A 24,552-nucleotide genomic window follows, 5' to 3' on the forward strand; every position below is an offset into this window, starting at 1 on the left:
GACCATCGCCGTTGACATCACCAAGCTGACGCGGATATTGGTTAAAGCTAGTCCATCCGCCATCAACTACAGAAAAATTATCACTTTGAGCGACAAATATTGGACCGAAAGTACCATTGCTTCTACCTAGAGAGACGTAGACATCACTATTTCCAAAACCGACAATATCATCGCGACCATCGCCGTTGACATCACCAAGCTGACGTGGATATAGGTCAAAGCTAGTCCATCCGCCATCAACCACAGTAAAATTATCGAATTGAGCGACAAATATTGGACCAAAAGTGCCATTGCTTTGACCTAGAGCGGCGTAGACATCACTATTTCCAAAACCGACAATATCATCACGACCATCGCCGTTGATATCACCAAGCTGACGCGGATATTGGTCAAAGCTAGCCCATCCGCCATCAACGACAGTAAAATTATTGTCTTGAGCTACAAACAACGAACCGAAAGTGCTCATTATAATGCTCCTTTAAGCAATAATATTGCGCGTAGTAAAACTACGTACCTATTTAAGATTCAGTTTTAGTTCCAGAAACTACGCTAATCATTTACAAACCTTTACACCGTAATATTTTTATGGCAGCTTCTAACTACCAAGCGATGACTGATGAAGAGTTACGGACTGAGTTTGCTAGCCTCCCAAAAATCTAGAAGCTTTCCACATTCTTATGGATAGATTAGAGTACCGTCCAAAAATTATTTGTACCACAGATGAAGAAATTGAAGCCGAATTGCAAAAGCGAATTAACCAATCGCGATCGCAGTAAAGTAGACTAGAGAATAAAAATTAAGTATTTTTTCTCAGTCCTGATTTTTCTTACTTTTAAACACAAATATTATTAATTAAATTATCTTAATTCTAAAATCACCTATTTCTGTAAACTGCATTAATTACAATATCTTTAATAGCGAAATAAATAATTAATAGCAACGATAAAAATTGCTCAAACTGAAGAATTGGATCTAAACGCCAACCTTGAAAAAACAGGATTACTCCGCACATTAACATTATAATTGGTGTAAATATCACTTGAATAATGTAAAGGGCTAAAGCCCAACCTGTAAGCCTAGTTCCACGTTGGGTTAGCCAAACTACTGTTAAAATAAAGTAAATAACTGCCAAAAGAAAATAAATAATTCCAATTAAACCAGCTAGATTTAATCCAAAATTAACTTGAGCGAAAGTAATCATTTATTAGAGATCCTGTTTAATTACAATCCACAAATTTAAATCTATTACTCAGTAGATTTCCCAAAAAATCATTTTTAATAAAAATAGTTGGGTTAAGCAATAGTGAAACCCAACTTATGATTTTCCATCATCTCTTATTAGAGCCTCTATCGTTTTTTGCTAGGAGGTGAATTGCGCTGAGTGAGGTTATCAATTTGCAATTGTTGCCGTCCGTTGGTGACAATTCGCAACATATCTTTGAGATCCTGCTCGATATTTCCCAGGATGCCATCGGCATAAGCATCAGCACCATCTTCAATTTCTTGAGCTTGAGCGATCGCAGTTTGTCGCATCAGCTCTAACTCTTGCTGACAAGCATACCGCTTGCGGTCAATCTCGGCGAGGGTTTCTTGCATTATTCCCTCACACTCTTGTTGCACTTGTCGCCGCAGTCGTTCAGCTTCCTGTTCCGCCTGGTGAATAATATCGCTTTCAGCTAAAATTTGCGCTCTTTTTGCTTGTGCAGCTTCTACAACCTGCTGTCCATACTCTTCCGCCTCCAGCAGAATTTCGTCCTTTTGGTTGAGAACTGCTGCTGCTTCTTGAAAAAGTGATGGTAAAGCCAGTCGGATGTAATCAAGCTGATCTAGGAGCTTTTCTTCATCTATGAGTGTGCGTCCCGTCAGCGGAATCCTGAGACTAGAGAGAACCATTTCCTCTAGACGGTTGAGTTCCTGCTGAATATCTATGCTTCCCTCTCCACCGAGATATTCTTGAGAGGGGGGATTGCTTCCGTTAAGATTGGGTTCAACATTGGAGATTTCTGATTGTAGCATTGGTATATATCTAGGGCAATGTGTGGGGGAACGAGATGATCGATAGAGCCACCAAACCTTGCAATCTCTTTTACCACACTACTACTTAAAAAACTATACTCATTTGAGGTTGCGAGAAAAACTGTTTCTATTTGGGTAGAAAGAGTTTTATTGGTGTGAGCCATTTGCAGTTCCACTTCAAAATCTGACACAGCCCGTAAACCCCTGATCAAAACTTGTGCTTGTCGCATTTGGGCATAGTTGACGGTAAGACCATCAAAGCTGTCTACTTCTACATTAAGTAGATGTTGTGTAGAAAGACGGATCTGATCTAGCCGTTGCTCTACACTAAAAAGTGGCATTTTGTTAGGATTCCGCAGTACAGCGACAATCACCCGCTCAAACAGCCGACTACCGCGCTGGATGAGATCGAGGTGTCCCAAGGTGATGGGGTCGAAGCTACCAGGATAAATAGCTATCACAATTTTAAATATATCAAAGTTGTTTAGGTGATTATATTGAAACTATTTTGTGTAACTTACTCAAATCTACCATCTTGCGCTCTCGGTAAGGATGGTAAACTCAATTGTTTTAGTGGCACAAGTTATGCTCAACTAGGCGTTAGGAACTAGACTCCTAAATATGAATACTGGATTTTTACCTACGTCCCCACAATATTGTGGAAGATTCAAGTGTAGTTACAGTATTCGAGACACGAGAAACTCCGTACTTAGCTCAGTGCGCGGGTAGTTAACGAACTTTTCTAGGTAATTTTTCATGGCACTGGATTTTTCCACCTTGCCCTTGGCGTTTCAATTTACTTCTCCAGGACCGATTCTGGTGAAAATAGGGCCACTAACTATTCGTTGGTACGGCTTGTTAATTGCTACAGCAGTGTTAATTGGCGTCATCCTTTCCCAGAATTTGGCAAAGCGCCGTAATGTTAATCCTGAGTTGCTAGGCGATTTGTTCTTTTGGTTGTTGATTGGGGCAATTCCTGGCGCACGACTATATTACGTTTTTTTTGAGTGGTCAAAATATGCCCCAACTCCAGGAAAAATTTTTGCGATTTGGGAAGGAGGTATTGCCATTCATGGAGCAATTCTTGGTGGCGTTGTGGCTGCGTTAATCTTTGCCAAAATCAAGCAGGTTTCTTTTTGGCAACTGGCAGATTTAGTAGCACCTTCGCTGATTTTAGGGCAAGCGATCGGACGTTGGGGCAATTTCTTTAATTCTGAAGCTTTTGGCGATCCTACTAATTTACCCTGGAAACTCTATATTCCAGCAGACCATCGTCCTTTAGACTATGCTAGTTTCGATTACTTTCATCCCACCTTCCTCTACGAATCTCTATGGGATTTAATGGTATTTACGCTACTAATAAGTTTGTTTTTCCGGTCTTTATCCGGTAAACCACGCTTGAAGGTAGGCACACTGTTTCTAATTTACTGGCCAGCCTACAGCTTAGGACGCTTGTGGATTGAAGGCTTTCGCACTGATAGCTTGATGCTGGGGCCATTACGGATGGCACAAGTAGTCAGTAGTCTAGGAATTCTATTGGGATTAGTGGGATTAGCTTGGCTTTACTTACTCAAACGCCCTTTACCCGATGTAGTTCCTACTCTTAAGGGAAATGGGGAGAGTGGGGGATGAGGGGGACAAGGAGAATAATTATGCCCAATACTTCGACTACGCTCAGTACAAGTGCTCAATTCCCAATGACTAAAAAATAAAAAATGCCCCAGAGTATTCTCTAGGGCTTAACCAGGGTGCATCTACCATTACTCTCTACTAAGGAAAGAGGGTGAATCCGGAAAGATACTGAAGAATTTGCCAAAAAATTTTTTTGAGGGATTGCCGTGTGTTCTTTTAAAAGTGAATATACTGAAAACCTAAGTTATAAAAAAGTACTATATGCTGTAGAACCATCTGTGTATATTGTCGGAGCAGGCCCTGGAGATCCTGATTTATTAACGGTGAAGGCACAGAAACTACTAGCTGTTGCTGATGTAATTTTATTTGCTGATTCTTTAGTACCCGAACAAATTTTAGAACTTTGCCGAAAAGATGCCGAGATAATTAGGACTGCGAATCAGACTTTAGAAGAAATTTTGACGATTATGATCGATAGAGTGCGATCGCAGCACAAATCTCTAGTCCGTCTTCACTCTGGCGATCCTAGTCTCTACAGCGCCATCCACGAGCAAATGCACCTCCTAAGAGAGGCAAATATTCCTTTTGAAGTCATACCTGGTATCAGCGCCTTTCAAGCTGCTGCTGCCAAACTTAAAATAGAACTGACTGTCCCTGGTTTAGTTCAAACCATTATTTTGACACGCATCAGTGGACGTACAGAAGTCCCCGCCACTGAAGAATTAGCCTCTCTTGCGGCACATCAGGCTAGCCTCTGCTTGTATTTGAGTGCGCGTCACGTCGAAAATGCCCAAGCCAAACTACTCGAACATTACCCAGCAGAAACTCTCATTGCTATTTGCTTTCGCATCGGCTGGCCCGATGAAAAAATCAGGGTTGTCCCTCTAAATCAAATGGCAGACTGCACTCATCAAGAAAAACTAATTCGCACTACACTTTATATAATCAGTCCAGCACTCTCAACAACAACGGGGCGATCGCGTTTATATCATCCCGAACATAGTCATCTATTTCGCTCATCTCATAACTAAATAGTGGGGCATTGGGCATGGGTTATTCTCCTCATCTCCCTTGTCGCCCCATTCCCTCATGTCCTCTGCGTTTCGGTAAACTTAACAGTGTAATAAAATCCAAAATTCCAATTCGGTACTATGCCTTTAATTAAAGTGCAAACTTCTGCGTCTGCTCCTCAAAAAGCTGAAATTGAGTCAATGCTTTTAAACTTATCAGCAAAGTTAGCGAAACATTTGGGAAAACCAGAATCCTATGTAATGACTGCTTTTGAGCCAGAAATCCCCATGACTTTTGCAGGGAATACAGACCCGGTTTGTTACATTGAAATTAAGAGCGTTGGTACGATGAAGCCAGATCAAACCGCAGCAATGAGTCAAGACTTTTGCCAGCAGATTAACCAAACTTTAGGTGTGCCGAAAAATCGCATTTACATAGAGTTTGCAGACGCCAAGGGTGCAATGTGGGGCTGGAATGGCACAACCTTTGGTTAATTAACCATCTTCTTTGGTCAAGACTAACTCGATCTAGCAGGTGTAGGATAGAGATCCTACATCAACTCGTGATTTTTTTATGTCCGCTACGCCTCTTGTATCTCAGGTTGACTCACACAACCCAGAAAAATCAGAATTAATTCCTCCCCTTCTTGGTGCTTCTCTGGCGGAGTTAAGCACTTGGGTGCAGCAACAAGGACAACCTGCTTACAGAGGAAAGCAACTGCATGAATGGATCTACGATAAGGGAGTGCGATCGCTAGCTGATATTTCTGTCTTCTCCAAGCAATGGCGCAAAGAAGTAGTAGAAGTTCCCATTGGGCGCTCAATTTTACATTACCGCTCTGAGGCTCCCGATGGTACGGTAAAATATCTTTTACGATTAACAGACGGGCAAATTATTGAAACTGTTGGTATCCCCACCTTCGCAGAAAGGGGAGAAGGCCCAAAAGCCCGTTTGACAGTTTGCGTCTCTACTCAGGTGGGTTGCCCAATGGCGTGTGATTTCTGCGCTACTGGTAAGGGAGGCTACAAACGTAACCTAGCACGGCACGAAATTGTCGATCAGGTGTTGACTGTGCAAGAAGATTTTCAGCAACGGGTTAGCAATGTGGTGTTTATGGGATTAGGTGAACCGTTGTTGAATACTGAGAATGTTTTAGCAGCACTGAAATCTCTCAATCAAGATGTCGGTATTGGGCAGCGATCGCTTACAGTTTCTACAGTGGGGATTCGCGATCGCATCCGTCAGTTCGCGCAAAATAATTTGCAAATTACTCTGGCTGTGAGTCTCCACGCACCCAACCAAGCACTACGAGAAAAACTCATTCCTAGCGCCCGTGCCTATCCTCTCGAAGATTTACTGGCTGAGTGTCGAGAATATGTAGAAATCACTGGGCGTCGAGTTACTTTTGAATACATTCTCCTCGCTGGTGTTAACGATTTACCAGAACACGCATTAGAACTTTCAAAATGCCTGCGAGGATTCCAAAGTCATGTAAATTTGATTCCTTACAATCCTATCCAAGAAGTAGACTACAAACGCCCCAACCGCGATCGCATTCAAGCATTTGTCAACGTTCTCAAGCAGCAAAATACTGCTGTTAGCGTCCGTTATTCCCGTGGTTTAGAAGCTGATGCTGCTTGCGGACAACTAAGAGCAAGTAAGAATTAAATCTGTTTTACTCAGTCAATTTAATTACTTTTAATTACGTATTTCTGCACGTTAGTTGTAATTGTTGCAAGAAGGCTGCGGTAGGAATTGTTATATTAAGGTTAAGCGATCGCTCAACCCAATCTGTAACAAATCACTTATGTTGAATCGATCATTGACGCTTAAACTATGGCTACTAGCGATTGTTCTTGCAAAAGCTTTGCCGATAGATTCTCCTGTTTATGGACAAATAATTCAACCGATTCCTCAGCAACCTGAGTCCTTTCAAGAAAGAATGAGACAACAACAAGAGGAACGAATTCAGCAAACACAAGAGCAATTGAAGGAAACATGGCTACGCCAAAACCTTCAACAACCACTTCTAGAACCACGACTACAACAACAACAGCAAGAATTTACACGACAACGGCAAGAACTAATACGCCAGCAGCAATTTAGACTACAACAGGAACAAACAAGACTACAACAACAACAATTTACACAACAGCAACAGCTGAGAATACAACAGCAACAACTCAGACAAGATCAACAAATTAGACAACAGCAACAATTTAGATTACAAGAACAGAGACGACAGCAAGAACTCAAACAACAGAAACAAAACCTGTGAAGTGTTCAAAATTTCTGTTCAAGAAAAATTCAGAATTCTGGATTCTGAATAAGAAAGTGGGGAATACCCTGCGGCATCTTGCTACTGACTCGCCACTAATTTAAACCGCTAAATCTTCTTTTTCAGAGATGTGGAAAGGACGACTTAGCGTGTTTAATAAATACGCTTCTTCAGAAGCTCTTTACAAGACGATGCGCGTAGCTTCCTTACCCGTCGTGGTAGTGGTACGCTGACTCACTACCGCTTCGCGCCAGTCAAACTCCAATTTACACAGAATTCTAACTCCTGAATTCAGTTTTGATAAAAACTTTTTTTTAAAATTAGAGAAAATCTTCTCCAATTTTAATTTTTTCTTATTAGCTAACGGTGTGCATGAATGCCAGGGGCATACGCTTCAATTACTTTGCCAGTGCGAGTGCAACTAATCATCAAATAGTCGCAACTTGGGCATTGTGTGCGAGTTAATTGACTATCAGAAATATAATAACGCTCTGCATGACTACCACAATTTGGGCAGTAAATCTTTTGTACTGTCTGCATTTTAAAACCCCTGGTTGTAATTATTTTATATTTGGTAAAGCTACTAGTTAAACCAGGAAAAAATCTGGTTTGACCCAACTTAACAAACTGCTGTAATATTGGCTGATTATTTTAAACAAAACTTCAGGTTTGATAACTTTCCCATATCTTTATCTATTATTCTAGAATTTCAGTGATTTTACCCTCCTACTTTAGATACATAAATTATTTTTAAATTAAATGCCGCTTAGATATTTACTGATCCCTATGACTAATGCCTTGAGAGAGGGTTGTTTATAATCGTTTCAGACGAATACAAAAAAAGCCATTCTTGTATTCAAAAATTAAACCACATAAATTACTGTATATTTAGTAACAAAATATCTATCTTAAGATTTAGTTAATATTTGCTAACAATATTTATGAGGTCAAATTCTAATGAGATAATTTAAATAAAACTACCAAACTTTATCAGAAACGGCTTTCTTTGGTCGAAACTCCGGGAGCCGCTTAAAATTCTCTCCAATGCCAGTAATTAAACCCGAATCTTAGTGCAGCAAACTCTAGCATCCTTTTGATAACTGGTCTGTTTTTGACATCTTGGAGAGAACTTATGGGAATATATCCGTTAACTAAGCACTAAAGTTTTCGCTTCTAGTAATCCTCGTTTACGGGTGTACCTCACGTAAACGAGAACCGCTATAAAGGCTCACTACTTTCCCATTACTCAGTGCCTATAGCAAAGTGCTGAGTGTTGAGTGCTGAGTGCTGAGTGCTGAGTTTTGAGTGCTGAGTGCTGAGTGCTGAGTGCTGAGTAAAAACCCAGTTGTTTCAAGCCTTTGAGCAATCAACACTGTCCTAACCATGTGACTACGGCCATAATACAAGACAGCGTAAATAAACCACCCATTCCAAATCAATGAAACGCTTACGCTGCATCCATTTTAATTTTTCATTCCGTCTTGCCTACTAGTCCCCAATCTTCAGTTCAAGGTGACAATGGGAGTTCTCACTTCAAGCAGGATGAAAATAATCGTAAATTTCTTGAGCCAAACGTGGCCCAATTCCTGCGACTTCAGCGAGTTGCGTGGTTGTCGCTTGCCGAATATAATCCACTGAGCGAAAATGCCCTAGTAGCTGCTTTTGTCGATGATGTCCTAAGCCAGGAATTTCATCTAAACGCGATCGCTTCAATTTATCACTGCGCTGTTGACGATGGAAACTCACTGCAAACCGATGCGCTTCATCCCGTAGCCGCCGCAACAACTGTACCCCAGGTTGTTCTGCATCAGTTGTTAAGGGTTTAGACTCTCCCGGTAAAAAAATCTCTTCTCGCTGCTTTGCTAAACTTACAACTCGCAAGTCTTCTAATAAATTCATCTCTTGTAAGACGGCGACAACTGATGATAACTGACCTTTACCACCATCGATCATGATTAAATCAGGCCAGTCAGGATTACCCAAACGTGTTAATTGCTGATCTTCCGCATATTTACGGAACCGCCGCTGGATGACTTCAGCAAGACTAGCAAAATCATCTGAATGTCCTGCTGTCACCGTAGGATTTTTAATTTTGTAGTGGCGATAGTGCTGCTTTGCGGGTAATCCGTCGATAAACACGACTTGCGAAGCTACAGCATTTGACCCTTGAATATGGGAAATGTCATAACCTTCAATGCGGTGGGGTACATCTGGTAAATCGAGAATGGTGGCTAAGTCTTGCATTGCTTGGTGATTGCGATCGCCAAATTTCTGCATTCTTTGCAATTCATACTGAGCATTTCGCTCTACCATCTCAATTAATTCTGCTTTAGTTTGGCGCAAAGGAGTCAATATTGTGACTTTTTTGCCTTTACGTTGAGTTAAGACATCCGCCAATATCTCCGCATCTGGTAAATCATGCTGTACTAAAATCTCTAAAGGTATTTCTACGGAATCAGCAGTTTGGTAATGTTCCTCTAAAGCTCGTTGTAAAATAGCTCCTGGTTCCGCGTGAGCATCTGCCACAAAGGCTAAACGTCCAACCAATTGCCCAGCGCGAATCTGGAATAGTTGAATACAAGCGTGTTGTTCATCGGCTGCCAGTGCGATCGCATCCCGCGAAACAGTATCATCTGGTAAGGAAACTTTTTGATCGGCTGTCAGCGACTTTAAGCCAGAAATTTGATCTCGAATCCGCGCTGCTGACTCAAAATTTAAGTTCTCAGCGGCTGCGTTCATCTGTTGGGTCAAAATATCAATCAGTTCCTGGGTTCGACCTTGAAAAACCATCGCGATTTTTTGGACAATTTTGCGATATTCTTCTGGTGAAATCATTTGTTGACACACACCAGGACAACGCCCTAAATCAAAATTCAAGCAAGGGCGGTCTTTAAACAGTGGTTGGGGTCGTTGTCGCTGTGGGAAGATGCGCTTGCAGATGCGGACAATTTCTCGTAATAAACCAGCATCAGTATAAGGCCCGTAGAATTTATCCTTTTCTTTACCGAATTGGCGCTTACGGGTAATAAAAATTCGCGGATAATCTTCTGACCAAGTAATGCAGAGATAAGGATATTTTTTATCATCTTTGAGCAGCACGTTAAAGTACGGTTGGTGCTGCTTGATCAAATTGGCTTCTAGCGCTAAAGCTTCGGCTTCAGTATCAGTGACAATGAATTCAATTTCTGTCACCAACTTGACCATCGTGGCGATACGTTCAGTCTTGTTGTAGCCATCCCGGAAATAGGAACGGACACGCGATCGCAACTTACGTGATTTACCTATATATATAATGCGATCGCTCCTGTCCCGCATGAAATAAACCCCCGGTTCCGGTGGAATTTCGGCTAGACGGTTTTCTAGTCGTTCTGGCTCTTTAACCAGCGGTAATACTTGAGTAGATATTGTCACAACCAAAATTAGGTAATCTTTATCTATTTTAAGAAAAATTGTTTTTTCGTGCCGATTTAACAAATTATTTATCAAGTAAATATAAAGTAGCCATCATGAGCGGTACATACTACATACAGATGAAAGAGGATTGAGAGAGAAGAATAACTTTTAACTCAGCACTGACTCAACGCCCTGCTACCGCTAATAGCACTCTCAAGCCAAGAGGCTTTTTAGTCTGTATAAAAAGAAGTCGGCTGGATATTTCTTCGGCTTCTCCTACAGTGAGTCAGTTTCTAAGCTAGAGGCTTGGCAAAAACTAACTCCAAGCATCACAACCTTCGAGCAGACGAGAGGTTGTTTCGCTGTCACCTTAGTCATTGACTACTACTGTCAGAATAAAAATTTTGCTTTTTGAATCTATAGTTAACATTTTTAAATTGGTAATACTTTATTATCTAAAACTTTATATTTTAGATTAGATGATAATATTTTTGCATTGACCTAGATTATTTATTAATAAGGAATAGATTTATATATCGCTTGCATAAACATTAAATCAAATCTTAATTTATTGGCATTGTTTATGTTTATTTATTGAATTTATAATATTAAGCGCGTTAACGTATTTAGTCAGTTAAATTTCCGATTATGATTGAGAATATATTAATTATGATGATTTCAGACAAGAGCTAAACTATGAATTTACAAGATTTTGAAATCCGGTATCGTGAGGCTATGGCTGAAACTCTCAATGAACTGCAAACAGCAGTTTTGTTATTAGCACAAGTGCAACAGAAAATTTCAACAATTGGTAGTTCTGTACAAACTCTTAGCGAGTGTGTTGAAGAGTTTATTGCTGACCAAAAAGTAGAATAAATATACGCCTACCAAAAAAGTTTATCTGTGGCGACAAGTAAACTGTTCTTCAATTGCAAGGATGAGATCCTTAAGTTTTAAAGGTTTGACAAAATAGCAACATGCGCCCAAACTCAGAGCTAGTTCTTGATCTGCTTTAAAAGCAAAGGCTGAAACCACAATAATAGGTATTTTTGACAAATGAGGTTTTTGCTGGACTTGTTTTAAGAGTGAATAACCGTCAATATCTGGCAATTTCAAGTCCAATAACATTAAATCTGGCTGGAATTTATCAATGGTTGAGAAAAAAGCAGAGCCTTCTGACAAACTTTGAACTTCATACCCACAGTAACTTAGATAGTCACTAAGTAACATCCGATTGAGGTAATGGTCTTCAACTAGTAAAATTCGTCTAACTTTGTGTGACTGCAATGGCTGATTTATATTGAGTAATTTTACTGTCATTGCTACCTATTATTTGATGATCTTAATTAAAAGCTAAAAATTATTACCATAAACTAAAACAGTCATGCATTTAAGCAGTGAAACAAATAGAAATTTTATTTATGTAGTCTAATTAAATATCTGAAGAAATCGAATTTAGCTGCACTACAATACTAGAATGATAGTATAAACAAATGTAACTAAATCAAAAATTAATCTTTTTTTTACAAATTTTTTATAATTTAGACTATTAACTTAACATTTATTTCACAATTTTAATTGCCTAAATTTTCTGAGTAAAACTGCTTAAGTAATACTGGGACTAACATTATCGTAATTGCCTTTCCTAAAAATGTGAGGCTAAGTAATACTATTGTACAAAATCCATATTAAAAACAAATCAAGTTGGTAGAGGCATACAGATGTAAAATCTTGCAACCGATTTATTTTTTGCAAGTGTTGTTAGAAAAAGTCTAACCTAAAAGATTAAATTATCTTATAGGTGCAAGGAATTATTCATCAAAAAAGGGAGCTAACAGCTCCCTTACTTATTTGTAGTTTTGAACCTGCAATTTTAAATAGATGCTTTTTTCAATTTGCGTTGCGTTACAAAGACGCCAGCAACACCCAGTAAACCAAGCATTACTGATGATTCTGGGACTGGAGTAGGGGTATACCCAGGTGTATTCCAAGTGTAGTACGCGTTATAGGATGAACGGTCATCGGAGGCTGTAATTCCTGACACAGTGGGGTTAAAGCTGTAAGCGTAGTAGGTTTTACCACCAGTAACTACCTTGGCAATTTCACTAGCTCCGATTCCACCTTGGAAGACTTTTAATGTCGCTCTGAATGTGAGGAGATCTTTAAATGAACTCAGTTTTTGCTTGTTTGATAGGGACAGTGATGGAAGTAATAGAACCTTGTCAACATCTGAAGCGGTGACACTTTCTAGTGTTTTGCCTGGAAATAGTGATTTCACTCCTGGAATTGACCCCACTCCATTCCAGCCTTGGGTAAGATTATTACTAACTGTATCTGAGAGTTTAGTCTTGACATCCAAATGACCAACCAACTTGAGTTCCACACCTCCATTTTGACCGAATTGGAAGCTACCAATGTTAGGATCTCCTATCCCCAATGAAGGAAAAGAATTTGTTACTAATAATTTGGTGCTGTCTGAAAACCCGCTCCACACTGACTTAAATGGAGTATAGGTATTCAACAAATCACCTAGCCATTGCGAACCAAAACTATTCCAGTCATTAGCAGTGACGCTGCTAACGGTAGCACTGTATTTTCCTTGTGTGGCGGTGAAACCAACATTAGAACCTGGGGTTTCGCTACTATACCAAAGCTCGACGTTAGAAGTGGGGTCGTTATCTGTCAAAGCCTTGATGGCAGCGTTACTACCACCTTGTGCATTCCCTTTGATGAAGGTACCATTTGAGCCACCAGTGTAAGTGTTAATTTCTCCTGTATTGTTGAAGTTAAAAGATGTAGCGTGTGCTGGGGCAGTGGCAAGAGCGCTCACACCAATAGCCATTGATGCACCAATTACAAGTTTCTGAAAAGTCATTTTCATTGTTTTCAAGTCTCTGTCAGTTTGGAAGTTAAGTTTTAAACTACTGCCGTTTTTAGGCTTGGGCTGTCTTGACCACAGGCTTTTTGGCAATACGGTTGCTTAAAAGCATGGCCTGTATTGTTTGCCGTCTTTGGTATCTGAGCGTACAAACCCAGTTTAAGAAACGGGGAGACCTAATTGGGTAAAGTTACTCCTGATTATCAATGAAAAGATGAAGAATGTTTTGATAGTTTTATACGTTTAATTACATATTTTAAACATTTAGTATAGTTATAAAAGTAACTATATAAAATTTTCAATTTCAGTACAATACGGTAGGCACACACAAATGTGCGCCCCTACCGTATATTCCATTGGTAAACTTTGCCACTAAAAATCTTTGGCGTTCAGCTTGAGAAGAAATTTAATGAAGAAACTCAGCCATTCTTTCTACAGCAATTTCTAACAAAGGTGGCTCATGCACCAAGGCAAAACGGACATACCCTTCTCCAGATTTGCCAAAGCCAGCACCTGGAGAAACTGCTACACCAGTTTGTTTGACTAGCTGGGTACAAAATTCTACGGAGTTTTCACTCCAAGGTGAGGGTAACTTTGCCCAGATGTACATTGTGGCTTGGGGGGTGGGAACATTCCAGCCAATGCGGTGTAAAGCACTGATGAAAGCATCACGCCGTCCCTGGAAGGTAGTGACAGCAGATTTTACGCCAGCTTGAGGCCCAGTTAGGGCAGCGATCGCACCATTCAAAATTCCTCGATACTGATTAAAATCAACGGCAGCTTTTACCTGGCGTAGAGCCTTAATTAACTGGGCATTACCTATGGCATAACCAATGCGGAAACCGCCCATATTGTAGGACTTGGAAAGAGTGAAAAATTCAATCGAGACGCTTTTTTCTGGATCGGCTTGCAGAATTGAAGGGACTAAGGATTTTGAATTGGGAGAAGAATCTGCCCACTCCCCAGTTTCCTGAAATACCAAATCTACGTAGGGAAAATCGTGAACCAGCACGAGGTTGTGTTGTTGACAGAAAGCGACAGCTTCTTGGAAGAAAGATAAAGGTGCGATCGCAGCAGTGGGATTGTGAGGATAACTTAATACCATCATCCGCGACTGAGCCAAGACTGGAGCAGGAATATCAGCAAACACTGGTAAAAAACCGTTTTCTGCCAGTAGTGGCATCGGGTAGATTTGACCACTGGCTAGGTAGACTCCCCCCGCATGGGAGGGATAACCTGGATCGAGCAACAGCGCAAAATCTCCTGGATTGAGTATTGCTAGGGGTAAATGGGCTGTGCCTTCCTGAGAACCAATTAGAGGTAGTACCTCAGTTTGAGGATCGACTTTGATACCAAATTTTTGTTCGTACCAGTTGGCCGCGGCTTCGCGGAATCCTTGGGTACCGTTAAACAACAGATAGCCGTGGGTACTGCGATCGTGCAGAGATTGGGCGATCGCCTCAATAACGTGTGCCTCGGCTGGTAAATCAGAAGACCCCAACGACAAATCAATTACCTCTCGTCCAGCGGCCAAAGCGACTGCCTTGGTTCTGTCCATATCAGCAAATACATTTGATTTTAAGGGTTGTAAACGTTTTGCAAACTGTATGTTAGTCATTTGTCCTTTGTCATTTGTTCTTCGTCATTTGTCCTTTGTCATTTGTCCTTTGTCAAATGACCAATACTTCTCTACCAGAGGCTGTACCAAGGGGAACGCTCAGTACAAGTGACCCATGACCAATGACTAATGACCAATGACTAATTACTATTTAAGTGCGTATCTAGGAGAGCCAGTAATTTCTCTTTGCCGATGACTCCCTCAGTGGATATCAAAACTTCTTGGTCTTGAAATAGTCTGAGAGCGGGTACACCTTCCACTTGGTACTGCTTAACAGTAAGTGGGTTGGGGTCGATTTCCATTTTAACGACTTTGAGGCGATCGCTATATTCGCTGGCAGCAAAGTTAATCGCGGGCGACATCAATTGACAAGGCCCACACCAGGAAGCCCAAAAATAAACTAATACAGGCTGCTTGGCTTTTAACACTTCGGTTTCAAACTCAGCATCGGTTATGGTGATTACAGCCTTACTCATTGCAGTCTCCATCAGGTGGCGATCGAAGTTGGCACACACAATACTTTATCCCAAAGTCGTCAATAGTCCATAGTTAATAATTCATAGTTATTAGGATTGTTGACTATGGGCTATTGACGTAAAATCCCACACCCGTTGGCTGTGGGACTATTTCAAATAAGTTTTCTACCAATTTTACAGTTGATCCAATTGCTTGCGTAGTGAATCTAACTCAGCATCAACCACCTCATTAGATTTAGGAGCAGTGCTTTCTTGTTGCGGTGGCAGTTGGGCTTGATTTTGCGGAGCGGCGGGTGGTAACATTTGGGCTTTCAAAGCTGCCAATTCATCATCAACATCGCTACTACCTTCCAACCGGGCAAATTGGCTTTCTAAATCAGCACCTGCTAACTCTCCAGCTGACTGTGCCCGGGCTTCTTGCATCAAAACCTTTTCTTCCATCCGCTCGAAGGCAGACATTGCACTGCTGGTATTCATCCCACTGACCATGTTTTGGAGTTGCTCCTGGGCTTTGGCAGTGGTGATTCTCGCTCTGAGCATTTCTTTCTTGGTCTTAGCCTCAGAAATTTTGCTTTCCAGCTGGATTAAATTGCGCTTGAGGGTTTCAACTTGGGTGCTTTGGGTATCTAAACTAGCTTTGAGGGCTGTGCTAGTGTCAGTATAGGTTTTTTTTCGCTCCAAAGCTTGTCGTGCTAAGTTTTCATCACCTTTTTGCAGTGCCAGTTGGGCATTGCGTTGCCACTTATTGATTTCATTTTGGGCATCATTATACTGTTTCTCACTGCGTTTTTGGGCGGCGATCGCTTGGGCTACTCCCTGACGCAGCTGTACCAAGTCTTCCTGCATTTCCAGGATGGCTTGCTCTAGCATTTTTTCGGGGTCTTCGGCTTTGTTAACCAGGTCGTTGAGGTTAGAACTAACTACTCGCTTAATGCGATCGAATAATCCCATAACTTTGTTTTTCCTTGTGTGATTTACGCTTTTTGTTGGACAGTTAGCTTTTTTACTTTTTATAGCTACCTATTTCAATGTAATCTTTCCAGTTTGAATCAGTACCTCCTAACAACTCTTAATTGTTAAGATATCGCCAAACTGGGATAATTAGTCGAACTTCAAGAATCCTGATTGGGTAACTGCTGTTGGGGTGGCTGCGTAGTCTTCTGGCTCTCCTCAGTTAGGATTTTGTGCTGTGTGTTTTCTGACTGGTTGAAAACCTGTACCTTCATCGCTGCCAATTCGGTATCTATATCATTAGATTCCAAAGAAGTAAATTGTGTTTCCAAGTCGTCGCTACTAAGTTGAGCTATGGCTTCTGATTGAGCTTCTATCTGCAAAACTTTTTCTTCCATACGCTCAAAAGCACTCAGACTGCTGGTGGTAGAAACTCCACCGAGCATTTCCTGGAGGCGATAAGAAGCTTCAGCTGAACGGGCGCGGGCAATATACATATCTTTTTTTGTTTTCGCCTCGGAAATTTTTAACTCTAGCGATCGCATATCCTTTTTTAGCCTAGCGACTATCTCGTTTTGCTGCTCTATCTGCGAAAAGAGGGCTGTAGTAGTTTCTTTATAAGCTTGGCGCTTAGTCAATGCTTCGCGTGCTAAAGGTTCGTTACCTTGTTGCAGGGCCAATTGAGCGCGGCGGTACCATTCTTCTGTTTGAGACTGGGCAGCCGCAGCCTGTCGTTCAGTGCGTTTCTGGGTAGCGATCGCTTGTGCTACACCTTGGCGCAAATGCACCAGATTTTCCTGCATCTCCAGAACAGCTTGCTCCAAAATCTTTTCTGGATCTTCTGCACCACCGATTAAACTATTGAGATTAGCGCGAATCACCCGCAGGATACGCTTGATTAATTCCATGTCGGCTCTCCATTCACGAAACCCAGTTCTAAGTGCTGAGTGCCTAGTAAAAGTCCTAAGTATAAAAATTTTTGTTGTCGGGTAGTTATGGAGTATTGAATGCCCAGTTAAAGTTCTGAGTATAAGAATCTTTATCGTAGGGGCGTAAACAAGCAAGATTTTGTCCTTACTACTCACAACTCAGCACTGGCTCAATGCTCCACTACCGCTAACAAAACTCAGCACTGGCTTGATGCCCCACTACCGCTAACAAAACTGTAAGACTGTGATCTCATGGTATCGTAGATTTTTGCAATTCATGGCTGCTGAACTCGTGCCTTGATTCCCCTTGCTTGTAACAGTTTCATCTGTTGTTTTACTTGCTCTTTAGTTTTAAAAGCACCCAGATAAATCAATTCTTTGTTGGGCGATAAATAAGCATCAGGAATTACTTGCCGTGCCGAGGCAAAAGCTGCCCCTTGATTATCGATCACTACATGATAGAACCCATCTGTTCCTGGTTTGATTTCTGCATCTGGCTTTGGTGAGCTTGCGATTGGCTTGGGCGAGGTTGAAGTGGGAGGTAAATTCAGGGGAGGCAAGGATTTTAGCGTCGGCACTGGTGCTAAGGCGATCGGGTTAGTCGGTTGGGCTGTATTGGGGTTAGTAGAAAATGCCCCTTGAGGATTTGCGGGATTTTGGGGAACAACTGGATTAGGCACTACTGCGGGGGTTGATTGGAATTTGGGTTTTAAGCCAACTACATCATTGGGATCTCTTACCTCAGGAAACTCTTCAGTAGCTAAATTGGGATATTTGGGTATGGATGTGCTTGGTGGCTGGATTTGAGGTTGGACATTACTCCCAACTTCCTCAGTATTTTCTGGTGTGGGAGACGAGTTGCCGTTAAACAAATTGCCTAAATTCCATTGTGGCAAGCTTTTGGGATTAAAGACTATATAACCCAAGGTAAGACTTGCCACCAACAGCAGCAACATGGAGCCAATACCCAAAGGTGATAGCAGACTGTCGCTAGAATTGCTTGGTTTCTTGGTTTCTGGTTGTTCTTCTGTCAGACTTCGCAGTAGTGCTTCACTAGATTCTAAATAGTCATTTGGGTGCTTGGGGCTATTATCTGTCTGCAAGTGATTTTCGCTTTTAGTATTTTTAACGACTGCTGGCACAATGCTGCTACTAAAGTTGGGTGGGGGTGGTGGAAGTTGAGTTTGTGTTTTAGCTGAATTGGAGGTGGAGGGCACATTAAGATTATTCAGTTCCTCAGTTTTTGCTGCTGTAGCTGGCGCTGGATTTATCTCAGGATTCACAGGTATAGATGCGTGTGGGACATCAACTGGCGCTGTAGTTTCCTGATACACAGGTACAGATGCAAGTGGTACGTTGGTTTTAATTTCCGTTACTGATGACTGAGTTGCGTTCGATGTTGTCGGAATGGCAGTTAAAGGTTGGGGTTGAGCGCTCATGTAACTTGCAACACGGGACTGCTTCGATGACACCAAACCAGTTCGTGTGCGTCTGTATCGAGCTAACTCTTGATCTAGCGGCACTTCTAAACTCGCTAGTGCTGCTGCTAGTACTGGTTTCAATCCAGGTGTTTTAGACGATTGATGAGAACCGGAGTCGTTCAGGGGGTTTTGAGCCATTGCCTTTGTGCCTCAAACGTAGATTACTGGAATTAACTTTTAGATATATTTTGTGATAATAGTAGCGGAAATTATTTAAATAGATAGAGTCATTGAAAAGAAGCAGAGGGGCAGGAAGCAGGGGGCAGAGGGGAAAACTCCTCTCCCTTGCTCCCTGCTTCTCTGCCCTTCTCCACTTTCCACTCCCCACTTTGAATAATGTCGTTGAAATCAATTAATGATGTTTTAAGGATTCTGGAAAAGCAGGCGAAATGGCAGGAGCAACCATTTCAACGTCTGCTCAAGTGTTGGGCAGAAGTTGTTGGCCCGGTGGTTGCCGCAAATACTCGACCATTATCGATTCAGCGTGATGTTTTGTCGGTAGCAACTTCTAGTGCTGCTTGGGCACAAAACCTGACTTTTGGTCGCACATCTCTACTTTTAAAGTTGAATAAAAAGCTGCCAACGCCTTTGGTTGATATTCGCTTCTCTACTGCTGGCTGGCAGAATCCGTCGGTGGAAAGAAAACAGCAACAAATGGTTTCGCCCCATGAACATCCCAGTTACCTTGGTGATATTAGCCGCCCTGATGCTATACCCACTAAAGATGTGAATGCGGCTTTTGGACATTGGACGAAGATTGTGCGATCGCGATCGCATGGCTTACCCCTTTGTCCCCAGTGCCAATCTCCCACCCCACCCGGTGAACTCCAGCGCTGGGAAGTCTGTTCTGTTTGTGCTGCTAAACAGTTTTCAAAGCAAAATAGTTGAGCGATTATTCGTTGAGCAAAGTTTATACTGAAATAATTTGCTGCCATTACATCAAATCTTTCTAATTCTTGAGAAAAAGTATAGTTTGCCGCTGAAATATGCCGAATGTGGTATGTAAAACAGACTATTTATGTGAAAATTTATGCCTTAAGCCATAGTTAAGGAGGAATTTAAAAGGCTGAATAAATCAAAAGCTTTGGTTTTAATCTTGATCCCTAATAAGTTTTAGACTATAGCTATATGTAACTGCTGTAGAAATTATTTAAATATATAACAAGATTATAAAAATATCCTGAAGTTTATTTTTTACTTGGGATCGCTGAAACCTATAGAAAATAATGGCTTTTTGGCTTTTCTCCGTCTTTATATATAGAAGCAGAATATAAAGATGAAATTCAGCCAGAAATAACACTAAAGATGAATCCGAATGAAACCCATTAAAGTTTTAGCATCTGCCTGTAGATATTGTCGTCATTACCAGCCAGAGGGCCGCCGTGGTGGAACGTGTCAGCAGTTGGGCGCACCAGTTCAAGCGACTTGGAAGGCTTGCTCTTTGGCGCTCCCACCTTTTGCACCTTCTTGGGAAACCTTAGAAGATGCTTGGGGTTTACCAGATGCAGCTCCAGTTCTAACGTCTTGTCAATCTTTAGCCTCAGATTTAGACAATACTGCTCTTGTCTCTCTAGAGGAAATAACGGCCTCTATATCTGAACAGGTAAAAACTAAAGCAGTGGTTATTTAGTCATCCATTATTACTGGACTGAGTTTGCAGTCTGCTTAAAATAAGATTTGTTTTTAAGATTTTTAGTGCTGTAAAAGTTGATATCTACAAAAATCGCACCCTTTAATGAGATGCGATTTTTGCAATTCTAAGGTAGCCAAGGAAAAGAGCGAAAATCTGGTGGACGCTTTTCGAGAAAGGCTTGTTTGCCCTCAGATCCTTCTTCTGTCATGTAATAAAGTAAGGTGGCATTGCCAGCGAGTTCTTGTAAACCAGCTTGGCCATCACAATCAGCGTTAAAGGCGGCTTTGAGACACCGAATTGCGATCGGACTTTTTTCTAAAATCTCCTGCGCCCATTGAATACCTTCAGCTTCTAGTTGTTCAACTGGAACGACACAATTAATTAAACCCATTTCTAGCGCTTGCTGTGCATCATATTGGCGACAGAGAAACCAAATTTCTCTAGCCTTTTTTTGCCCCACGATGCGGGCAAGATAGCTGGCTCCAAAACCACCGTCGAAACTGCCGACTTTCGGCCCAGTCTGTCCGAAAATGGCGTTATCGGCAGCGATGGTAAGGTCGCAAATTAAGTGTAGGACGTGTCCACCACCGATCGCATATCCAGCCACTAAAGCAATCACCACTTTCGGCATCGAACGAATCAGGCGTTGTAAATCCAGCACATTCAAGCGAGGGATGCCAGTATCATCCACATAACCCGCATGTCCCCTCACACTTTGATCGCCACCAGAACAGAAGGCATATTTGCCATCAGTATGTGGCCCATAGCCAGTAAATAGAACAACACCAATAGTAGTATCTTCACGAGCATTAGAGAAAGCGTCGTACAGTTCAAAGACTGTTTCAGGACGGAAAGCATTGCGTTTATGGGGACGGTTGATAGTGATTTTCGCAATGCCATCAGTTTTTTGATACAGAATATCTTCGTAGGTTTTGGCAGTTTGCCAGTTAATTTGCATTGGTATGGAGTGCGGTGTTGTGCTTGAGAATTTTATCGCGGTCTTAGGGACATGCGATACCTGCGGTAGGCTACGCCTACGCTGGAATTGGTGTCTCAAGCCTTTACAATCTGGTAATTGTCTGGGTGTTGAAGAATAAAAATGCGACGTGACACCATTTTCTACAAATTATTTAAACAATTTCCCGGTTTACTGTTTGAATTAGTAGATGAACCACCTCCAGAAGCAGAAAATTACCAGTTTGAATCGGTTGAAGTGAAAGAAACGGCGTTTCGGATTGATGGAGTATTTTTACCTCCCGCTGATGCAGTTTCCAAAACCGTATTTTTTGCGGAAGTCCAGTTTCAGAAGGACGAAGACTTATATCACCGCTTCTTTAGCGAATTGTTTTTGTTTCTCTACCGCAACTCGATTCGTTACGATGACTGGTTTGGAGTAATAATTTTTGCTTCTGGTAGTCTTGAACCTTCTTCCTCTTCGATTCACCGCGCTTTGTTGGAAAGTGGTCAAGTCAGGCGGGTTTATCTGGATGAATTGGGGGATTTGCGACAACAACCTTTGGGATTGGGTTTGATGTTGCTGACAAATGTTACTTCTGAAACAGAAGCAATGGAAGGGGCGCGGTTTTTGCTACAACAAGCACGGCAACAATCCGAGCAAGCGATAATTGATTTAGTGACGACGATTATTGTCTACAAATTTTCTAACCTTAGTCGAGAGGAGATTCAAGCGATGTTGGGACTGAATTTGGAAGAACCACGAGCGATTCTGGAAGCGAAGGAAGAAGGACGAGAGGAAGGAAAGATCGAAGGAAAGGTTGAAGGAAAGGTTGAAGGAGAAAGAACGATCGTTTTACGACTATTAAATCGGCGTGTGGGTAATATTCCTGATGGGCTTCTGTCCCAGATTCAAGGGTTATCGGTGGAACAGTTGGAAGCTTTAGGTGATGCTTTGTTGGATTTCTCTACTCTTGCTGATTTGGAAAGGTGGTTACAAGGTCAACCAACAGGGTAAATTTCACCCAGAGAAGCAGAGGAGAAGGCAATCGCACCCAGTAAAATTCTCATATCTACAAATCGGAAGTGAAGAGACATTTGCAGCTTTGATGAATCTGAGGCTGGAAGACACGCGGGTATATCAGGAAGCGGTGGGAGAAAGAGTGCGATCGCTCGTCCTCCGACTGTTAAAACGACTATTTGGTGAAATTATTGAGGAACGCTGGAAGCGTTAACTTTGGCATTGTTGGAATTGAGATTGCGATCGCTGTCTTGGAAGGGTGGTTACAAGGTTAACCAAAATGATCTTGAATTGGAAGTGATGCTATTTGAAAGGCTGGTTGGCATTCATTAACTAGATTTTGGCTGTTGACACTCGACCACAATCACCATTAAGTATAAAATAAGCAACCGTGCAGAAAGAAAGTTACGTTAAGGCTAATTTTCTTGAAAAAAGAACTTAGTCATTATCTTTTGAACAGCTCGAAATCTTGATTATTTAGTTGAATGTCCATGCATATTACTCAGCGTCAAGAGCAATTTAGTAACGCTTATATTCGTGCTGTTGCAGCAGTAGCAGGTTATACCCTTTATCGACTAGAGGTAGATGATGACAGCATTGACTTGGGTATTGCAGCCAAAGGAGCTATTGGAACTAGTCGCTCTCCCCGTTTAGAATTACAGCTAAAAGCCCCTTTTAAGAGGAATGTAGTTGGTGCTACGAGTATGAGTTATCCCTTAAAGAAAAAAAACTATGACGATTTAAGATATACTAATGTCTATGTTCCACGCATTTTAGTTGTTGTTGTCTTGGCTGACGATCTAAATAGTTGGTTGTATCAGTGCGAAGAACAATTAGTTATTAAACATTGTGCTTACTGGACATCACTGCGAGGTGAAAAAGAATTACCTATTGGTCAAGAAACTAAGTCAGTGCGTTTATCAAAAGAGAAAATATTTAATGTAGAAACTCTACAAAAAATGATGGATATAATCTCAAATGGAGGTAATCCATGAAAGCAACTATACGAGATATTGATGTTCTTAAATCCATAAATCCACTAGAAGTCGCTAGCTATTTGGAAATTCAAGGTTGGAAGGAACAAAGGCAAATAAACAATATTGCATCTATTTGGACATTAGAAATAGCTCAAGGAGGCAATGTTGAAATATTATTACCTCTGAATCCTGAATTTCGAGATTTTTCTGCTCGGATGAAGGAAGTTTTACAAAATCTTGAAATTGTAGAAAATCGTTCTCAGTTAGAAATAATAACTAATCTTAAGACTCCACTAGCAGAAATTGTACAAATTTCAGTGAATCATTCAGAAATTATAAATGGGAGCATTCCTATATCTCAAGGAGTTCAATTATTTGAATCAGCTAAAAAGCTAATGTGGTCTGCTGCTTCATCTGCTGTACAACCTAAACCTTACTTTAAAGGAGGTTCATTTAGTGAAGTAACTGACTATATGCAAAAATTACGTTTAGGACATACCAAAGAAGGTAGCTATGTTTTAACCATTATTTCTCCATTAAAAGTTGACAACTATCAATCTTCAGATTGCTTTGAAAGAAAGGTTACTAGAACTCTATTTCAAGCTTTAAATATTATTAGTTTAGCTCACGAGCAAAAACTTTCTGAAAGAGAAAGTGTTTTAAATGAAGCCATAGAAGAAGGAGTAAGTGCTAATCTATGTGATGCATTATCACACATGATAAATAATGATAATGATCCAAACTTGAGTTTCAATTTAACTTGTTCAAAAAGACTAGATCATCCATCTAATATTCCTTTAGAGATAAAAATAAACAAACAAGTTCTACCTGTTATTACAGAAGTTAAGAATAAACTAAAATCTCGTAAAAATACTTTGGGTAGAAACCAAAAAAGTATTATCCAAATAGATACTGAAGAATTAGTACATACTCTAGCATTTCCTTTATCTCCTAATCCAAAACTATTGCACTCTGAAATTAAAGGTTTAGTAATTAAGCTTGAATGGTTTGGTGGAAATGAAAAAGCAAAAGTTACTGTTATAAGTATAAATATAGAAAATGAAGAGAAAGAGGTTATTATTGAAGTTAATCGTGACGAATATCTAATCGCATTTCAAGCTAACTTAGAGCAGATACCAATAATATGCGATGGTCACTTAATTGAAGAAAAGGAATTATTAATTTTGAGAGAAGTACAGAATTTTTCTCTATATCGAGACAATATTTAAATTCACTAAACATCAAGAGTTTTTCACTACTTCGTCAGCACTTGTAAAACTTGTGTCTAAGTCCCGCTAATGAAA

Annotated in this window: 27 protein-coding genes and 1 pseudogene; 13 read left to right on the plus strand and 15 right to left on the minus strand. The window is 40.9% G+C overall.

Annotated features, from left to right (window positions below; genetic code table 11):
- A partial coding sequence (locus RMY16_RS02965) for a VCBS repeat-containing protein (protein ID WP_322735123.1) occupies positions 1-466 on the minus strand: 466 nt, incomplete at its 3' end.
- Between the two features lie 196 nt (positions 467-662).
- Between RMY16_RS02965 and RMY16_RS32975 the strand changes: the two are divergent.
- A pseudogene (locus tag RMY16_RS32975) lies at positions 663-776 on the plus strand (hypothetical protein); the annotation flags it as partial.
- Positions 777-874: 98 nt separating this feature from the next.
- Here RMY16_RS32975 and RMY16_RS02970 read toward each other — a convergent pair.
- The 3 genes from RMY16_RS02970 to coaD form a co-directional block, all read right to left on the minus strand.
- Positions 875-1,201 (minus strand): Ycf66 family protein, encoded by a 327-nt coding sequence (locus RMY16_RS02970; RefSeq protein WP_322663451.1) that lies wholly within the window; start codon positions 1,199-1,201, stop codon positions 875-877.
- 146 nt (positions 1,202-1,347) lie between these two features.
- A complete protein-coding gene (locus tag RMY16_RS02975) occupies positions 1,348-2,016 on the minus strand; it encodes a DivIVA domain-containing protein (RefSeq protein WP_322663449.1) in 669 nt (222 codons plus the stop codon).
- On the minus strand, positions 1,926-2,477 hold the full coding sequence (gene coaD / locus RMY16_RS02980; RefSeq protein ID WP_322663447.1) for a pantetheine-phosphate adenylyltransferase: 552 nt from the start codon (positions 2,475-2,477) through the stop codon (positions 1,926-1,928). Before coaD ends, RMY16_RS02975 begins: the two co-directional genes overlap by 91 nt.
- A gap of 295 nt (positions 2,478-2,772) precedes the next feature.
- Here coaD and lgt point away from each other — a divergent pair, with 295 nt between their 5' ends.
- The 5 genes from lgt (at position 2,773) to RMY16_RS03005 (ending at position 6,937) form a co-directional block, all read left to right on the plus strand.
- Entirely contained in the window at positions 2,773-3,648 is an 876-nt protein-coding gene (gene lgt, locus RMY16_RS02985) for a prolipoprotein diacylglyceryl transferase (RefSeq protein WP_322735124.1), read from the plus strand.
- A gap of 206 nt (positions 3,649-3,854) precedes the next feature.
- A complete protein-coding gene (gene cobM / locus RMY16_RS02990; RefSeq protein WP_322735125.1) occupies positions 3,855-4,679 on the plus strand; it encodes a precorrin-4 C(11)-methyltransferase in 825 nt (274 codons plus the stop codon).
- Between the two features lie 120 nt (positions 4,680-4,799).
- On the plus strand, positions 4,800-5,153 hold the full coding sequence (locus tag RMY16_RS02995; protein ID WP_229484222.1) for a phenylpyruvate tautomerase MIF-related protein: 354 nt from the start codon (positions 4,800-4,802) through the stop codon (positions 5,151-5,153).
- A gap of 79 nt (positions 5,154-5,232) precedes the next feature.
- Positions 5,233-6,327 carry a 23S rRNA (adenine(2503)-C(2))-methyltransferase RlmN gene (gene rlmN / locus RMY16_RS03000; RefSeq protein WP_322735126.1) on the plus strand — a complete coding sequence of 365 codons (1,095 nt, stop codon included), beginning with the start codon at positions 5,233-5,235 and terminating at the stop codon, positions 6,325-6,327.
- Positions 6,328-6,466: 139 nt separating this feature from the next.
- On the plus strand, positions 6,467-6,937 hold the full coding sequence (locus tag RMY16_RS03005) for a hypothetical protein (RefSeq protein ID WP_322735127.1): 471 nt from the start codon (positions 6,467-6,469) through the stop codon (positions 6,935-6,937).
- A 360-nt stretch (positions 6,938-7,297) separates the two neighbouring features.
- Here the strand turns inward: RMY16_RS03005 and RMY16_RS03010 are convergent, their stop codons facing one another.
- The 3 genes from RMY16_RS03010 to uvrC form a co-directional block, all read right to left on the minus strand.
- Positions 7,298-7,477, minus strand: coding sequence for a replication restart DNA helicase PriA (locus RMY16_RS03010; protein ID WP_179067652.1), 180 nt, complete (start codon positions 7,475-7,477; stop codon positions 7,298-7,300).
- 713 nt (positions 7,478-8,190) lie between these two features.
- Positions 8,191-8,322, minus strand: a complete 132-nt coding sequence (locus RMY16_RS03015; protein ID WP_322735128.1) for a hypothetical protein — start codon at positions 8,320-8,322, stop codon at positions 8,191-8,193.
- A gap of 148 nt (positions 8,323-8,470) precedes the next feature.
- Positions 8,471-10,348 (minus strand): excinuclease ABC subunit UvrC, encoded by a 1,878-nt coding sequence (uvrC, locus tag RMY16_RS03020; RefSeq protein ID WP_322663435.1) that lies wholly within the window; start codon positions 10,346-10,348, stop codon positions 8,471-8,473.
- Positions 10,349-11,026: 678 nt separating this feature from the next.
- Between uvrC and RMY16_RS03025 the strand changes: the two genes are divergently transcribed.
- The gene (locus RMY16_RS03025) at positions 11,027-11,206 is read left to right on the plus strand and encodes a hypothetical protein (RefSeq protein WP_322663433.1); all 180 of its coding nucleotides are present in this window, start codon (positions 11,027-11,029) and stop codon (positions 11,204-11,206) included.
- A 21-nt stretch (positions 11,207-11,227) separates the two neighbouring features.
- Here the strand turns inward: RMY16_RS03025 and RMY16_RS03030 are convergent, their stop codons facing one another.
- From RMY16_RS03030 to RMY16_RS03060, 7 genes are all read right to left on the minus strand, one after another.
- The gene (locus RMY16_RS03030; protein WP_322735129.1) at positions 11,228-11,650 is read right to left on the minus strand and encodes a response regulator; all 423 of its coding nucleotides are present in this window, start codon (positions 11,648-11,650) and stop codon (positions 11,228-11,230) included.
- 553 nt (positions 11,651-12,203) lie between these two features.
- Positions 12,204-13,211 (minus strand): NF038130 family PEP-CTERM protein, encoded by a 1,008-nt coding sequence (locus RMY16_RS03035; RefSeq protein WP_322735130.1) that lies wholly within the window; start codon positions 13,209-13,211, stop codon positions 12,204-12,206.
- Between the two features lie 403 nt (positions 13,212-13,614).
- Positions 13,615-14,826 carry an LL-diaminopimelate aminotransferase gene (locus tag RMY16_RS03040; RefSeq protein ID WP_322735131.1) on the minus strand — a complete coding sequence of 404 codons (1,212 nt, stop codon included), beginning with the start codon at positions 14,824-14,826 and terminating at the stop codon, positions 13,615-13,617.
- 140 nt (positions 14,827-14,966) lie between these two features.
- Positions 14,967-15,302: a thioredoxin family protein gene (locus tag RMY16_RS03045; protein ID WP_194044710.1), complete on the minus strand. Its 336-nt coding sequence runs from the start codon at positions 15,300-15,302 to the stop codon at positions 14,967-14,969.
- A 174-nt stretch (positions 15,303-15,476) separates the two neighbouring features.
- Positions 15,477-16,253, minus strand: coding sequence for a PspA/IM30 family protein (locus RMY16_RS03050; protein WP_322663426.1), 777 nt, complete (start codon positions 16,251-16,253; stop codon positions 15,477-15,479).
- 161 nt (positions 16,254-16,414) lie between these two features.
- Positions 16,415-17,161 (minus strand): PspA/IM30 family protein, encoded by a 747-nt coding sequence (locus RMY16_RS03055; RefSeq protein ID WP_322735132.1) that lies wholly within the window; start codon positions 17,159-17,161, stop codon positions 16,415-16,417.
- A 296-nt stretch (positions 17,162-17,457) separates the two neighbouring features.
- Complete coding sequence (locus RMY16_RS03060; RefSeq protein ID WP_322735133.1) at positions 17,458-18,801, minus strand: hypothetical protein; 1,344 nt, start codon at positions 18,799-18,801, stop codon at positions 17,458-17,460.
- Between the two features lie 198 nt (positions 18,802-18,999).
- Between RMY16_RS03060 and RMY16_RS03065 the strand changes: the two genes are divergently transcribed.
- Together RMY16_RS03065 and RMY16_RS03070 are read left to right on the plus strand one after the other, a co-directional pair.
- Positions 19,000-19,551 (plus strand): DUF721 domain-containing protein, encoded by a 552-nt coding sequence (locus RMY16_RS03065; protein WP_322735134.1) that lies wholly within the window; start codon positions 19,000-19,002, stop codon positions 19,549-19,551.
- Positions 19,552-19,978: 427 nt separating this feature from the next.
- On the plus strand, positions 19,979-20,293 hold the full coding sequence (locus tag RMY16_RS03070; protein WP_322735135.1) for a hypothetical protein: 315 nt from the start codon (positions 19,979-19,981) through the stop codon (positions 20,291-20,293).
- Between the two features lie 127 nt (positions 20,294-20,420).
- Here RMY16_RS03070 and menB read toward each other — a convergent pair whose 3' ends face one another.
- Complete coding sequence (gene menB / locus RMY16_RS03075) at positions 20,421-21,254, minus strand: 1,4-dihydroxy-2-naphthoyl-CoA synthase (RefSeq protein ID WP_190939327.1); 834 nt, start codon at positions 21,252-21,254, stop codon at positions 20,421-20,423.
- A gap of 141 nt (positions 21,255-21,395) precedes the next feature.
- Between menB and RMY16_RS03080 the strand changes: the two genes are divergently transcribed.
- From RMY16_RS03080 to RMY16_RS03095, 4 genes are all read left to right on the plus strand, one after another.
- The gene (locus RMY16_RS03080; protein WP_322735136.1) at positions 21,396-22,268 is read left to right on the plus strand and encodes an Rpn family recombination-promoting nuclease/putative transposase; all 873 of its coding nucleotides are present in this window, start codon (positions 21,396-21,398) and stop codon (positions 22,266-22,268) included.
- A gap of 91 nt (positions 22,269-22,359) precedes the next feature.
- The gene (locus RMY16_RS03085; RefSeq protein ID WP_322735137.1) at positions 22,360-22,485 is read left to right on the plus strand and encodes a hypothetical protein; all 126 of its coding nucleotides are present in this window, start codon (positions 22,360-22,362) and stop codon (positions 22,483-22,485) included.
- 277 nt (positions 22,486-22,762) lie between these two features.
- A complete protein-coding gene (locus RMY16_RS03090) occupies positions 22,763-23,266 on the plus strand; it encodes a DUF4365 domain-containing protein (protein ID WP_322735138.1) in 504 nt (167 codons plus the stop codon).
- On the plus strand, positions 23,263-24,477 hold the full coding sequence (locus RMY16_RS03095; protein WP_322735139.1) for a hypothetical protein: 1,215 nt from the start codon (positions 23,263-23,265) through the stop codon (positions 24,475-24,477). Before RMY16_RS03090 ends, RMY16_RS03095 begins: the two co-directional genes overlap by 4 nt.
- Positions 24,478-24,552 lie beyond the last annotated feature (75 nt).

The organism is Nostoc sp. DedQUE12b, assembly GCF_034530835.1.
Lineage (GTDB): Bacteria > Cyanobacteriota > Cyanobacteriia > Cyanobacteriales > Nostocaceae > Nostoc.